13 protein-coding genes are annotated in these 13696 nt (G+C 43.0%); 5 read left to right on the forward strand and 8 right to left on the reverse strand.

Features of this window, described 5'->3' with window-relative positions; translation table 11 throughout:
- Positions 1-48 precede the first annotated feature (48 nt).
- Positions 49-3408, reverse strand: a complete 3360-nt coding sequence (dnaE, locus tag QUF78_RS19910; RefSeq protein WP_353957918.1) for a DNA polymerase III subunit alpha — start codon at positions 3406-3408, stop codon at positions 49-51.
- Positions 3409-3590: 182 nt separating this feature from the next.
- Between dnaE and ytrH the strand changes: the two genes are divergently transcribed.
- Together ytrH and ytrI are read left to right on the forward strand one after the other, a co-directional pair.
- Positions 3591-3926 carry a sporulation membrane protein YtrH gene (gene ytrH, locus QUF78_RS19915; RefSeq protein ID WP_076364742.1) on the forward strand — a complete coding sequence of 112 codons (336 nt, stop codon included), beginning with the start codon at positions 3591-3593 and terminating at the stop codon, positions 3924-3926.
- Positions 3923-4426 carry a sporulation membrane protein YtrI gene (gene ytrI / locus QUF78_RS19920; protein ID WP_289315373.1) on the forward strand — a complete coding sequence of 168 codons (504 nt, stop codon included), beginning with the start codon at positions 3923-3925 and terminating at the stop codon, positions 4424-4426. Before ytrH ends, ytrI begins: the two co-directional genes overlap by 4 nt.
- A gap of 99 nt (positions 4427-4525) precedes the next feature.
- Here the strand turns inward: ytrI and QUF78_RS19925 are convergent, their stop codons facing one another.
- Positions 4526-5464, reverse strand: a complete 939-nt coding sequence (locus QUF78_RS19925; protein ID WP_289326006.1) for a DHH family phosphoesterase — start codon at positions 5462-5464, stop codon at positions 4526-4528.
- A gap of 168 nt (positions 5465-5632) precedes the next feature.
- Here QUF78_RS19925 and QUF78_RS19930 point away from each other — a divergent pair, with 168 nt between their 5' ends.
- The gene (locus QUF78_RS19930) at positions 5633-5935 is read left to right on the forward strand and encodes a YtpI family protein (RefSeq protein ID WP_289315371.1); all 303 of its coding nucleotides are present in this window, start codon (positions 5633-5635) and stop codon (positions 5933-5935) included.
- A 30-nt stretch (positions 5936-5965) separates the two neighbouring features.
- Here the strand turns inward: QUF78_RS19930 and QUF78_RS19935 are convergent, their stop codons facing one another.
- The 3 genes from QUF78_RS19935 to QUF78_RS19945 all read right to left on the reverse strand — a co-directional run bounded on the left by QUF78_RS19935 (position 5966) and on the right by QUF78_RS19945 (position 8462).
- Positions 5966-7285 carry a DRTGG domain-containing protein gene (locus QUF78_RS19935; RefSeq protein WP_289326007.1) on the reverse strand — a complete coding sequence of 440 codons (1320 nt, stop codon included), beginning with the start codon at positions 7283-7285 and terminating at the stop codon, positions 5966-5968.
- A 60-nt stretch (positions 7286-7345) separates the two neighbouring features.
- Positions 7346-7585 (reverse strand): hypothetical protein, encoded by a 240-nt coding sequence (locus QUF78_RS19940; RefSeq protein ID WP_353957919.1) that lies wholly within the window; start codon positions 7583-7585, stop codon positions 7346-7348.
- 196 nt (positions 7586-7781) lie between these two features.
- Positions 7782-8462: a metal-dependent hydrolase gene (locus QUF78_RS19945; RefSeq protein WP_289326008.1), complete on the reverse strand. Its 681-nt coding sequence runs from the start codon at positions 8460-8462 to the stop codon at positions 7782-7784.
- A gap of 114 nt (positions 8463-8576) precedes the next feature.
- Here QUF78_RS19945 and QUF78_RS19950 point away from each other — a divergent pair, with 114 nt between their 5' ends.
- The gene (locus tag QUF78_RS19950; protein WP_289326009.1) at positions 8577-9674 is read left to right on the forward strand and encodes a M24 family metallopeptidase; all 1098 of its coding nucleotides are present in this window, start codon (positions 8577-8579) and stop codon (positions 9672-9674) included.
- Between the two features lie 86 nt (positions 9675-9760).
- On the opposite strand, the gene QUF78_RS19955 is transcribed toward QUF78_RS19950, so the two are convergent.
- Entirely contained in the window at positions 9761-10330 is a 570-nt protein-coding gene (locus tag QUF78_RS19955; protein WP_289326010.1) for a hypothetical protein, read from the reverse strand.
- 247 nt (positions 10331-10577) lie between these two features.
- On the opposite strand from QUF78_RS19955, the gene QUF78_RS19960 reads away from it, so the two are divergent.
- Complete coding sequence (locus QUF78_RS19960; protein WP_370016042.1) at positions 10578-11030, forward strand: universal stress protein; 453 nt, start codon at positions 10578-10580, stop codon at positions 11028-11030.
- Positions 11031-11077: 47 nt separating this feature from the next.
- Here the strand turns inward: QUF78_RS19960 and argH are convergent, their stop codons facing one another.
- Positions 11078-12457, reverse strand: coding sequence for an argininosuccinate lyase (gene argH, locus QUF78_RS19965; protein ID WP_289326011.1), 1380 nt, complete (start codon positions 12455-12457; stop codon positions 11078-11080).
- The gene (locus QUF78_RS19970) at positions 12454-13659 is read right to left on the reverse strand and encodes an argininosuccinate synthase (protein ID WP_289326012.1); all 1206 of its coding nucleotides are present in this window, start codon (positions 13657-13659) and stop codon (positions 12454-12456) included. The genes argH and QUF78_RS19970 overlap by 4 nt, the downstream gene beginning before the upstream one ends.
- Positions 13660-13696: the final 37 nt, after the last annotated feature.

The following is a 13696-nucleotide window of genomic DNA, read 5'->3' on the forward strand; positions in this document are numbered from 1 at the left end:
ACAGCGGCCTGTTTTCAATATAACATAACTATTAAAGTTGTAAAACAGTTATTCTCTCTTGTAAACCACATTCCCTTTTCCAACCATGTCAAATAGTGCCTGCATCAGACTATCTGTAGGATTGACCCAATCCCAATAAGATAGCTGTACATAGCGGTTTTCCCTCTCGTAAAAAAGCATCACCTTGGTTTCACCGCTATGCTGCATTAAAATTTTTTTTATTTTTTGCAGTGTTTCCTTCGTTTGCTTGCCAGCCTCAATTTTCAGGAATATCGTTCCGTTTTTTTCCTCTTTCATCTGCTTCACTTTTTCAAGCGGGTATACGTTCTTGATCAGGAGTTGTGTTTTTCCATCCCGTTCTTCCAATGTCCCTTGCAGCATAACGAGTTGTCCATTATTCAAGTCGGCAGAGTGGTTTTTATAAACATTGGGAAAAACGACCGCTTCAATGTCTCCCTCTTCATCACTAACGCTCAAAAAAGCCATCACATCGCCCTTTTTAGTCCTTATGGTTTTAACCGACGTAATGTATGCGCCAAGTAAGACTTTCGATTCCTTTTTATTGGTTGCTTCGTCTATGGTCAAACATCCGAAGTACTGAAAAAGTTCCCTGTAGCTGGTCACCGGATGATTCGATAGATAAAGCCCCAAGGCGCTTTTTTCCAATGAGAGTTTATGCTCGATGGGAATAGGCTCGACCTTGTTGTATTTCGGTTTGAGTGAAAATTCGCCGTCCGAAAACATATCGAATAGATCATCATCTGGATTAACCAATTCCGTATGGCTGATCGCTACGTCCAAACTCGCCAACAATGTTGCCCGGTCTTCACCGAATTCATCAAATGCACCTGAATGCACAAGCGCCTCCAACACTTTTCTATTTACGATTTTTCCTGAAACGCGTAAACAGAAATCGAATAAATCAGCGAACTTCTTTTGCCGTCTGGCAGCAAAGATTTCTTTTAAAACCGTACCGCCTATTCCCTTTATGGCCCCAAGGCTAAAACGGATCCCTTCCTTTTCCGGTAAAAACGGGTATCCGCTCCGGTTAATCGAGGGTGTCAAAACCGTTATCCCTTTCTTTTTTGCCTCACGGATATATTGGGAAATCTTTTCATCATTCCCGACGACCGACGTCATGAGTGCTGCCATGAAATATTCCGGATGGTGGGTTTTCAAGTAACCCAGCTGATAAGCGATGACACTATACGCCACCGCATGGCTTCGGTTGAATCCATAGTTAGCGAAGCGGACGATCAAGGAATAAATCTCATCTGCCGTTCTTTCGGAATACCCTTGTTTCAACGAGCCGCTCACAAAATGCTGCCGCTCTTGATCCAGCACATCCTTCTTCTTCTTCGAAACGGCACGGCGGAGCAGGTCAGCCTCGCCAAGTGAAAATCCGGCTAGGCGGGAAGCAATTTGCATGATTTGTTCTTGATAAACGATGACTCCGTATGTAGGCTCAAGAATATCCTTCAAATCCTGGTGCAGGTAATCGATGGGGGCCAGTCCATGTTTCCGCTCGATGAACAGCGGTATATTTTCCATCGGACCTGGACGATATAGGGCATTGACCGCAACGATATCCTCGAATCGGTTCGGTTTCAGCTTGATCAAAACCTTTCGGATGCCATCTGACTCAAATTGAAACACGCCAGTTGTTTCACCTCTACCTAAAAGGGCTAACGTCTCGGGGTCATCCATTGGGATATGGGACAGGTCCAGCTTTTTCCCGGTTCCTTTATGGATGTTCTTTAAGATATTATCGATGAGCGTCAAATTACGGAGTCCAAGAAAATCCATTTTAAGCAGTCCCAGTTCTTCGAGGAGGTCCATTGGGTATTGAGTCAGATGGATACCGTCATGTCCTCCCTGAATCGGGATATGCTCGGTGAGTGCCTGATCGCTGATGACGACGCCTGCCGCATGTGTCGAAGCATGTCGGGGCAGCCCTTCAAGCAATAACGCCGTTTGAAAAAGTTTTTGATTAAGGTCACTCTCATTAACGAACTCCCTCAGCCTTTTCGATTCCTTGTATGCTTCAGGAAGCGTGATGCCCAGACGGCCTGGAATCATTTTCGATACCGCTTCCTGTTCCTTTGAATTCAAGCCGAAAACACGTCCTGTATCCCTTAAGGCAGCTTTGGCAGCTAATGTTCCGAACGTAATGATTTGTGCTACATGAAGTTCCCCGTATTTCTTCGCGACATAGGCAATCACTTCTTCACGGCGGTTATCCGGAAAATCAATGTCGATATCCGGCATCGAGACACGTTCAGGATTCAGGAAACGCTCGAACAGCAAGGAATGTTCGATTGGATCGACATCCGTTATCGACAGCACATAAGCGACCATCGATCCGGCGGCCGATCCCCTTCCAGGACCAGTCAGGATTTGATGGTCCTTAGCGAATTTCATGAAATCCCAAACGATTAAAAAGTAATCGCTGAATTTCATCTTGGCAATGACATCCAATTCATACCGAAGGCGCTCTTCATATTGAATGGATGGCTCCGGCATTCTTTTCTTCAACCCTTGGAAACAGACGGCTTCGAGCATTTCCTCTGCAGTTATTCCCTCTTCAGTAGGATACTTAGGCAGCAGTGATCGATGAAACGGAATTTCCAGATTGCATTGCGCGGCTATATAAAGTGTATTTTCGAGTGCATCAGGTCTGTCATGGAATAGTTCAGCTATCTGAGCCCGGCTTTTCAAATAAAATTGATTGGATTCAAGAACCGTATGCGCCTCATCCGCCAGCTTGTCTCCATTTCCTATTGCCAGAAGGACTTCTTGAGCGAGTGCATCGCTTTCGTTCAAATAATAGACCGGATTCGTAGCGACAATCTTTATCTCTAAATCTCTCGCCAACTGGCTAATGGCTTCGTTACCTTTCTCCTCATCCGTAATCGAAAGTCTCTGTATGGATACGAAAAAGTTATCATGACCAAAAATCTGCAGGAAACGCCCTGCTGCCAGTTTGGCTTCTTCAGGATTTTCTTCTCTCAAAAGTGTTTCTATTTGCCCCTCCGCACCCGGTGTGATTGCAATCAAGCCACTGGAATAGGCTTTAAGCCAGTTCATTGGAATGCCTGACGGGGATTTCGTTTTTATGGCACTGCTTATTTTAAGCAGGTTTTGATATCCTTGCAGGTTTTTTGCCAATAAAAGAAGGCCATGTGCCGATTCCTGTTCATCAAGGACATCTGCAAGGATGCCGATGATTGGCTTTATTCCCTGTCTCTTGCATTCTTTATAAAAATAGACCGAACCGTACATAACATTTCGATCGGTTAAGGCAAGACTTTTACAGCCATCCTCTTTCGCTTTGGCAACAAGTTCAGTGATTTTAACCGTACTTGTCAGCAAGCTGTATCCGCTCTGAATATGGAGATGAGTATACACGTTTTTTCTCCCACCTTTGTAAGGCATGTTTCTTTTCATTATAGTGTTTATTTCAAAAAAAGAAAATATGTTCTCATTACCAATGCAATTTAACATCCTGATTTCCGCCGACTATCATAATACCTCTGCACTTCCCATATAAATGGAATAGAAGAATATCAAGCAAAAAAGGATGATGATATATGAATGAAGCCTTTGTTCCAGCCTTTCTCAACAGCTTTTTCATATCGCTTGGCGTTTTGCTTGGCGGTTCGATAATCGGGGGCCTCGCCGCTTTTTTTACTGGACAAGCCCCGATGACGACTGTGTTCCGGCTATCGGACAGCCTGCGTATATGGGCGATTGTCGCTGCCATCGGGGGTACCTTTGATATGGTCTATAATTTCGAACGCGGTATTTTCCACGGAGAAACGAAGGATATAGTCAAGCAAGTCCTTTTGATTCTATCTGCACTTGGCGGAGCACAGACAGGAGCACTGATCATAAACTGGTTTACGCAGGAGCATATATCATCATGAGGATTCCTCCCTATCACCGGGCACCCACCTGGCAGCGTTTTTTTGCCGGAGCTGCGCTTGGCGGACTGATCAGCTGGGTGATGTTCTTTTATATGCATGGGGTCCAGCAAGAGAAGCAGATCAGAACCATTCACGAACAAAGAGAAGAGATCAAAGATTTAAACGGGGAAATCGCAATTTGGGAGCAGGATTATAAAAAATTGAACCAGCAAAACGAAGAGATCTTAACGATTCAAGAAGTCGAAGTGACGATAACGAATGGAAAAACATACAGTCTCGATCAGTTGAGTATTGCTGAAGCGGAGGATGTGATAGAGGACGACCTTTCCTCTCTTCTCGCCAAAGATGTCGTCAGTGTATATAACGGAAAGATGCTATTGATAAAATCCATCGAAAATAAAAAACTGATCATCAATAAAAAGCGTTATGATCTTGAAGTCGTTGAAATCATGTTTTATACGAAAATGAACATAGAAATCAAAGTAAAGAGAAATTCGTGATAAAACGATTTCTGACAATCCTAAATTACGCAAAGATAAAAGACCAAATCACTTTGATTTGGTCTTCAAGTCATTTCAACAAAAATCGTATACCATACTCTAATTCACTTTATTCAACTCTTCCAAATCGGCAAGGATATTATCCACTTCATCCCAAGAAAAAATCGAAGCCCCTGCTGCAAGCGGATGGCCACCGCCGTTATATTTACGGGCAATCGTATTGATGATTGGCCCTTTAGAACGGAAACGGACTCGGATTTCTTTATCCTCTTCAATGAAAAAGACCCACGACTTAACATTTTTAATTGAACCGAGCGAGGAAACGAGCTGAGATGCCTCAGATGTCGAAGCATTGAATTTTTCAAGAATATCTTTTGTGATGATCATTTTCCCCGTACCGTATGGTAGGATTTCAAAATGCTGCAGCACATAGCCATTCAACCGGACAATGCTTTCATTGACGTCATACATCTCCTGATATAACTGCGGGCGGGAGAATGAATAGTGAATCAATTCACTGACATAGGCAAATGTCTTTTCAGTCGTACTTGGGAATAGGAAACGACCTGTATCGCCAACGATGCCTGCATATAGAAGACGTGCCGCTTCATCACTCATCTTCAAGCCTTGTTCTTTACCGAACTGGTAAAAGTCATAAATCATTTCACTTGCGGAACTTGCTGATGTATCGACCCAGCGCATATCCCCATATGGATCTTCATTAGGATGATGGTCAATCTTAATCAGTTTATCCCCCGTCTTATAACGCGCATCACAAATCCGGTCCGTATTTGCCGTATCACAAACGATGACCAATGCACCTTGATATGTTTCATCCGAAATCACATCGAGCCTTCTTAAATAATTCAATGACGGTTCTTCTTTCCCAACCGTAAAAATGCGCTTTTCAGGGAAAGATGCCTTCAGGATTTCCGCCAATCCACCCTGTGAACCATAAGCATCCGGATCTGGACGGACATGACGATGGAGAATGATAGTATCATAACGCTTTATATCTGCTAAAATTTCAGCTTTCATATTGATCTCTCCTCAACATATGTATTATCGAGCCTAATAAAGATGATATATTTCATTTAATCAAAAAATTGCGGAAATAGGAAGAGTCATCTTGTTTACTGTGGCATTCTCTTTCATTTCCCGCTACAATAAAAAGGTACATATGTTAAATTGGGGGAATTTTAAACGATGCCTATTCTTGTCACCTTGATCGTTCTATCACTAGGGGTCTATCTGTTTTATAAAATTAAAATGGTCCGAACCAAAATGCCGATGGAGAAAAAGTGGATTTCAGGGAAGTCTTCCATTGCCCTTGGAGCGTTTGTCGCACTATTCGGAATCAATCAGCTTTTTCTATTCCACACGACCACCACTTATATCATTTCTGCCGTTTTCATCTCCGTTGGCCTATTCAGCATTTGGGGAGGCTATAAAATGTATAGATTTTACCTGCCGCATGCAATTGAAGAAGCCGCAAATCAAAAAGGATAATCGAATTTCGATTATCCTTTTTGATTTTTTTCATGATCTATCAAGCAATTGGCAAGTTAACATCGCCTTGCCGACTAGTTTGCCTTGGTTAAACACCTCGACATCCACTTTTCCGAATTTACGTCCTACATCAAGGACACGCGGATGGATTTCAAGCGTACTGTCAATCTGGACTGGCTTGATGAAATAAATCGTCATATTTTCCACGACCAAGTCACCGCGCTTATAGCCTCGGAGTGCCCTGTTCGCTGAGTCCGTAACCAATGTCGTGAACACACCGCTTGAAATGGTTCCAAGGTAATTGGTCATCTGCGGAGTGACGCCATAGTTATACACTTCCTCGCCCTTGCCACGATTTGAAGTCATCACAAGCTGACTCGTGATCGTATCGTCGATCGTTTCGCCGACCTGAGGCTGCCTTTGACTCATTTGCAGGGCCTTCAGCACATCCTGCCTGCTCACGATTCCCTTCAGGATATGACTGTCATTCACCACAGGAATCAACTCAATGCCTTCCCAAACCATCATATGTGCAGAAGATGCAACACTCATTTTATCGCCTACGGTCATCGGGTTTTTCGTCATCACCTTATCAATGAGCGTCAACTCTTCCTGACCCATGATATCTTTTGATGTGACCATTCCTTGAACCTTCATATTGTCATCGACAACAGGGAAACGGCTATGCCCGGATTCCTGGTTCAGTTCATGCCAAGTCTGGACCCGGTCACCCACTGTTAAAAAGGTCGTTTCCTGTACGGGTGTCAAAATATCCTCCACGAGCAAGATCTCCTTTTTGATCAATTGGTCATAGATCGCCCGATTGATCATCGTTGCGACGGTAAAGGTATCGTAACTCGTTGAAATGACTGGCATCTCCAATTCATCGGCTAACCTTTTAACGGGCTCTTCCGTATCGAATCCCCCGGTAACCAGCACCGCTGCACCCGCTTTTAACGCGTGCTCATGGGCCTGGGTACGGTTCCCGACGATCAGCAGATTGCCTGCACCCGTATATCTCATCATGGCATCCAGCTTCATCGCCCCGATGACGAATTTATTTAAAGTCTTATGAAGTCCCGTTTTCCCACCAAGAACTTGTCCGTCGACGATATTAACTACCTCTGCGAAAGTGAGCTTTTCAATATTCTCTTTTTTCTTTTTCTCAATACGAATCGTGCCTACCCGCTCAATCGAGCTTACGTAGCCCTGGTTCTCCGCCTCTTTAATTGCCCGATATGCCGTACCTTCACTAACATTCAATGCTTTCGCAATTTGACGGACGGAAATCTTCTCGCCAACAGGGAGCCCATCGATATGTTTTAATATTTGTTCATGCTTTGTAGCCAAGCGCTTCACCCTTTTCACGGTATTCCTATTCCCCATTATAAGGTCAAAGAGCCTAGTTTATCAAACAACTACTAGTATTGGCGCAACCTTTTGTATTCCGGCAGGCGATTTACCTTTTGTTTTTTCGGGGAATATAGTATCCCCGTCAAGTTGCCAGCCACCGCCAACAAGGCAAACAACAGCCAGGACCCAGCAAACAGACTCTCCAGACCGCCACTTTCCAACGACAAGCGCGGCACGGCATAATACAGCATCACACCGCATAAAAGCAAACACAGTAATAACCTCTGTTTCATCCAATCCCCCCTTTTTTCTCATCTATTCATTTTATGCCTGTGAAAGGAAAAAAGACTTGGCTGCTGAACGAGACTTTACTTTCCTATCGCTGGGAATCATCTGCGTAGAAGGCAAATGCTAAAGGGAAATCCGTCATTTCAGTCGGCTATCCCCATACAATCCACATAAAAAACGGAAGCCCCTGCGGCTCCCGCTCTTATTAAAATTCTATTTCATCTCCGGCTTCCATGATCAATCCATTTCCCTCTTCAAGCAGGTCGATGAATTTGTTAGGATCCTGTTTGATGACAGGGAAAGTATTGTAATGAATCGGCACGACTTGTTTGGCCTGAAGGAATTTCGCTGCAAGTGCGGCATCTTCCGGCCCCATGGTGTAATTGTCGCCGATTGGCAAAAATGCCAAGTCAATCGGATGTCGCTCCCCGATCAGTTTCATATCGGAATATACAGATGTATCCCCCGCATGATAGATCGTTTTCCCTTCTATCGTAAGCAACACGCCAGCAGGCATTCCCAAATAAACGATTTGTCCATCCCCGTTAACGAATCCCGTTCCATGGAAAGCAGGCGTCAATTTCACTTTTCCAAATTCAAATTCAAAAGCTCCGCCGATGCTCATCCCGTGAGTCCTAATCCCTTGAGCACCCAGGTAGTCGGCAATCTCTGCTATGCCAATGACAAGTGCATCATGCCTCTTGGCCAATTCAACCGTGTCACCGACGTGGTCATTATGACCATGCGTTAAGATGATCACATCCGGTTTCACATCTTCAACCTTCAAATCGGTCAAAGCGTTTCCAGTAATGAACGGATCGAATAAAATCGTTTTACCATTCGTTTCGACTTTTACAACTGCATGTCCATGAAAAGATACTTTCATTTTTGATGCTCCCTTCCCTTACTCACTTTTTAAATGGCCTTATCAGGCCTTTCCCATTTACTATACTTATAAATATTGCTAAGGTAATTATATCTTATTAATGGAGGTATCGTCATGAATGAAAGTTTGAGAGAACTACAAAATTGGCTACAGGCCAATGAAACGGAAGCCGCTTTACTTACATCTACAGAGAGCATCTTCTATTTGAGCGGTTTTTTTAGTGATCCTCACGAAAGACTGCTAGCACTTGCCATTTTTGCAAATGCCGACCCAATCCTTGTCTGCCCGCAGATGGAAGTTCCGGATGCTAAACAGGCTGGATGGGCTGGAGATATCATCGGTTACACCGACATTGAAAATCCATGGGAAAAAGTTAAGCAAGCAGTGGGGAATCGCGGGTTAACCATTAATACAATGGCCATTGAAAAAGAGCATATGAATGTAGAACGCTATGAAAAGGTCCAACAATACTTCGGAGCACCAAAGCTCGTTTCCGCAGAAGAAAAACTTCAAAGGATGCGAATGATCAAATCGGAAGATGAAATGGTCAAAATCCGTGAAGCTTGCCGCCTTGCCGACTTTGCGATTGAAGTGGGTGTCAGCGAAATTCATGAAGGTAAAACGGAAATGGAAATCCTCGCAGCGATAGAATTCGAATTGAAAAAGGCCGGAGTCAGCCAAATGTCTTTCTCCACCATGGTCCTGACCGGTAAAAATGGTGCTTCCCCACATGGCACACCTGGGAATACGAAAGTTCAGCGCGGTGACCTTGTCCTTTTTGACCTGGGCGTCGTTCATGAAGGATACTGCTCTGACATCACTAGAACGGTCGCTTACGGAGATATCAATGATAAACAGGCAGAAATATATGAAACTGTACTTAAGGCACAAGAAGCTGCCGTTAGAGCCAGTAAACCTGGTGTATCCTGTTCCGAGATAGACTTGACTGCCAGAAACATCATCAGGGATAAAGGATATGGTGAATTCTTCCCGCACAGGCTCGGCCACGGACTTGGGATCAGCGTCCATGAATACCCATCCTTGACTGAAACGAATTCCCTCGAGCTTCAATCCGGAATGGTTTATACGATCGAACCGGGCATATATGTTCCGAATGTTGCAGGCGTCAGGATTGAAGATGATCTATTGATCACCGATACTGGGTGTGAGATTTTGACCAAATTCCCGAAGAGCCTGCAAATCATAAAGTGATCACGCATTTACCCATTTTATGTAACGAAACCCGGATACCCCCGCCTTCATTTAAGACGGGGGTATTTATTCAAAATTCATTTCAACTAATCTGTCCGCAGTTCAAGCTTCACTGCTTTATCACTGCCGTCAAACCAAATGACCAGCCATTCACTATCCATTCTTATGATTCCCCTCTCGGCACCAAGATAAAAAACAACATTATCTTTCTCTTTAAAATATTCCGTTTCTGTTGGGGGCCCTAAAAGCGTGGTCACTTCTTCTTTTGTCTTGCCTATCAATTCATGTTCATTCATTAAGTCATCAACCAGATATACTCTTCCTTCATCATCATTCAACCATCTTTCAGTGGTGAACCTTGATTCATATTCATTTACCCCTAACATAACCACACTATAAAATAGAAGAGAAAAGCCAAGGCTTGATAGGACTATAAATCTAATTTTGATTTTCCTTTTATTATGCTGATCTGTATATTTCCATGAAATCCATTGAAAAAATAGTAAAAGAACAAATGGAAGCAGCAGTGCTGATATACTCATTAAACTGATCGAAGCATGTACAGCATTGATGTAAAAAATATAAATGAAATAGATCAAAGCATACAAAAGTACGTACAAATATAATGCATAGTTTAATATTCTTGAAACACTCAAAGAAAAAAACTCCCCTCTCGCACTAAAGATTACCATAAATGAAGAAATAAGGTGAATAAGATGCGTGGTTCGGTTCATGCAATGATTGTACTTATCTTTTCATCATAATAATAAGGTTGGAATCAGTTTTTTCATTTTACGATTTCAGAATCATTGGCTAAAACATTCGCTAATTTGTTACAATTGAAATCAGATCCATTAGGTAAATCATTGTATAATAGGAATTAAATAGAAGGAGGAGATTCACTTGAATAGTATAGATTATAAAAATATTCTTGTAGCAGTGGACGGTTCGGAAGAAGCAGAGTGGGCCTTAAAAAAGGCAATCTATTTAGCAAAACTCAGTGACGCTACCCTTGTGCTCACACATATCGTGGATACAAGGAATTTCCCCACTGTCGAAGCTTATGATATGACTATCCGTGATCACTCTGAAACCTTTGCCAATGAGCTATTGGACAAGTATAAAACGGAAGCCATTGCATCCGGGATTGCAAAGGTCCAAACAGAAGTTGCATATGGTTCTCCTAAAGTTCAAATTCCAAGGGATTTAGCGAAAAAACATTCTATCGATTTAATTGTTTGCGGTGCAACAGGCCTTAACGCAGTCGAACGTTTCCTTATCGGCAGCGTGTCGGAAGGCATCGTTCGCCATTCAAACTGTGATGTAATGGTCGTGCGTACGAATTGTAAAAAATAATCATAAAAAAAGCTCGTTCGCCAAATTGGTGAACGAGCTTTTTATGATTATTCACTTACAAGTTTTTCCGCTTTTTCAATCGCGAGCAACACTTGGGCAAAACCTGTACCGCCCGCACTGTTACGGCGTTTAACGGCTTCGTATGGGTTTAATGCATCGTAAATATCTTGTTCAAACAACTCGGAAGCTTCCTGGAATTGTTCAATGCTTAGGTCCACTAAATAGCAGCCCTTCTGGACACAGAACAATACAAGTTTCCCGACCACTTCGTGCGCCTTACGGAAAGGCATTCCCTTTGAAGCTAGGTAATCAGCTAATTCCGTCGCATTCGAGAAGTCATTTCTTGTTGCTTTTTCCATGACGTCCGTTTTCACTTTCATTGTCGAAATCATGCCGGCAAATATTTTAAGTGAACCAACAATGGTCTTAACCGTATCAAAAACGCCTTCTTTATCTTCTTGCATATCTTTGTTATAAGCAAGCGGCAGTCCTTTCAAAACAGTCAATAACCCCGTTAAATTACCATAAACCCGTCCTGTTTTACCACGGATCAATTCCGCCATATCAGGGTTTTTCTTTTGCGGCATGATGCTGCTTCCCGTTGAAAACGCATCATCCAATTCAACGAATTGGAATTCCTGGCTTGACCAAAGGATGATTTCTTCGCTGAAACGGGATAAATGCATCATCATCGTCGCACTGTTGCTCATGAATTCAATGGCAAAGTCACGATCACTTACCGCATCAAGGCTGTTTTCGTAAATTCCGTCAAACCCCAATAGCTCGGCACTGAGCGCACGGTCAATCGGGAAAGTCGTCCCAGCTAATGCCCCAGCACCCAATGGAGAAACATTGATCCTTTTGAAACTCTCGGTGAAGCGCTGCTTATCACGCTCAAGCATCCAAAAATAAGCCATTAAATGGTGGGCAAATGAAATGGGCTGTGCACGCTGCAAATGTGTATAACCTGGAATTAGCGTTTCCACATTTTTCTTGGATTGTCCCAAAATCGCTATTTGCAGGTCATTGATGAGCTCCAGAATCACTTTCGTTTGATTCCGCATATACAGATGAAGATCGGTTGCAACTTGGTCATTACGACTTCTTCCTGTATGAAGCTTTCCGCCAACTGGACCGATTTCGCTTATGAGCATACTTTCCAGGTTAAGATGGATATCTTCCATCTCAACCTTAAAAGTCAATTCACCCTTCTCAGCTTTTCCCTGTAAACTTTTCAGACCTGCAATGATCTGATCAGCATCTTCTTCAGGTAAAATGCTGCATTGCTTTAACATGGTTACATGAGCTAAACTCCCTTGAATATCTTCAAGCACAAGTTCCTGATCAAAGGAAATGGAAGCTCCAAATTCATCTACCCATTCTTCGGCAGATTTCGTGAATCTTCCTCCCCAAAGCTTGCTGCTCACACTGTCACCTTCTTGCTATTGACCATGCTGTTCACTTTCGTTGGAAGTCCCCATAACTTAATGAAACCAACTGCTGCATCATGATCGAATTCGTCAGCTTTTGTATAGGTAGCCAATTTTTCGTCATATAGGGAGTACTCTGATTTTCTTCCTTCAACAATCGCATGACCTTTGAATAGTTTCACACGGACTGTACCAGTTACATTCACTTGTGTTTCTTTCAGGAAAGCAGCCAATGCTTTTTGAAGCGGGGAGAACCAAAGTCCTTCATATATCAATTCAGTCATTTTCTTCTCGATCACCGGTTTGAAGTGAGCCAATTCTTTTACAAGCGTGATATCTTCAAGTTCCTTATGTGCAGCTATCAATGTCATCGCACCGGGTGCTTCATAGACTTCACGTGATTTGATTCCTACTAATCTATTTTCCACGTGGTCGATACGTCCAACTCCGTGTTTACCGGCAATTTGATTCAGTTCAACAATCAAGTCAGCCAATTTATAGTTTTTGTCATTCAATGTAACCGGCACACCTTGTTCAAAACCAATTTCAATGATATCAGCAGTATCTGGCGCAGTTTCAAGGCTTGCAGTCAAATCATACGCTTCTTCCGGTGGAGCTGCCCATGGATCTTCCAGGATTCCACATTCGTTACTTCTTCCCCAAAGGTTTTGGTCAATCGAGAATGGACTTGCCAAGCCGATCGGAACAGGAATGCCATTTTTCGCTGCATATTCAATCTCCTCTTCACGGGACCATTTCCAGTCACGAACAGGTGCAAGAACTTGTAAATTAGGATTCAATGCCGAGATGGATACTTCGAAACGCACTTGGTCATTTCCTTTTCCCGTACAACCGTGCGCAACGGCTACCGCGTTTTCCGCTTCAGCCACTTCCACTAATTTCTTAGCGATCAGCGGACGTGATAAAGCTGATACCAAAGGATATTTCCCTTCATACAAAGTATGTGCCTGAAGAGCCATCAACGCGTATTCATCAGCGAATTCGTCCTTCGCATCAATTACATAAGAACTTACCGCACCGACAGTGATCGCTTTTTCTTTAATGAAGTCCAAATCTTTCCCTTCACCGACATCCAAGCAGCATGCCACAACTTCGTACCCTTGATCTTGTAACCATTTAATTGCAACGGAAGTATCCAAACCTCCGGAATATGCTAAAACAACTTTTTGATTTTTCATTTTCATCGTCCTTTCGTATGAATAAAAATTCATCGTT

It is taken from the genome of Peribacillus sp. ACCC06369, assembly GCF_030348945.1.
In the GTDB taxonomy this organism is placed as follows: Bacteria; Bacillota; Bacilli; order Bacillales; family DSM-1321; genus Peribacillus.

Excerpts from the sequence above, each read along its gene's own strand:
- ytrH (WP_076364742.1), top strand. The coding sequence starts at position 3,591 with ATGAATGAAGCCTTTGTTCCAGCCTTTCTCAACAGCTTTTTCATATCG.
- ytrI (WP_289315373.1), top strand. The coding sequence starts at position 3,923 with ATGAGGATTCCTCCCTATCACCGGGCACCCACCTGGCAGCGTTTTTTT.
- QUF78_RS19925 (WP_289326006.1), bottom strand. The coding sequence starts at position 5,464 with ATGAAAGCTGAAATTTTAGCAGATATAAAGCGTTATGATACTATCATT.
- QUF78_RS19930 (WP_289315371.1), top strand. The coding sequence starts at position 5,633 with ATGCCTATTCTTGTCACCTTGATCGTTCTATCACTAGGGGTCTATCTG.
- QUF78_RS19945 (WP_289326008.1), bottom strand. The coding sequence starts at position 8,462 with ATGAAAGTATCTTTTCATGGACATGCAGTTGTAAAAGTCGAAACGAAT.
- QUF78_RS19950 (WP_289326009.1), top strand. The coding sequence starts at position 8,577 with ATGAATGAAAGTTTGAGAGAACTACAAAATTGGCTACAGGCCAATGAA.
- QUF78_RS19970 (WP_289326012.1), bottom strand. The coding sequence starts at position 13,659 with ATGAAAAATCAAAAAGTTGTTTTAGCATATTCCGGAGGTTTGGATACT.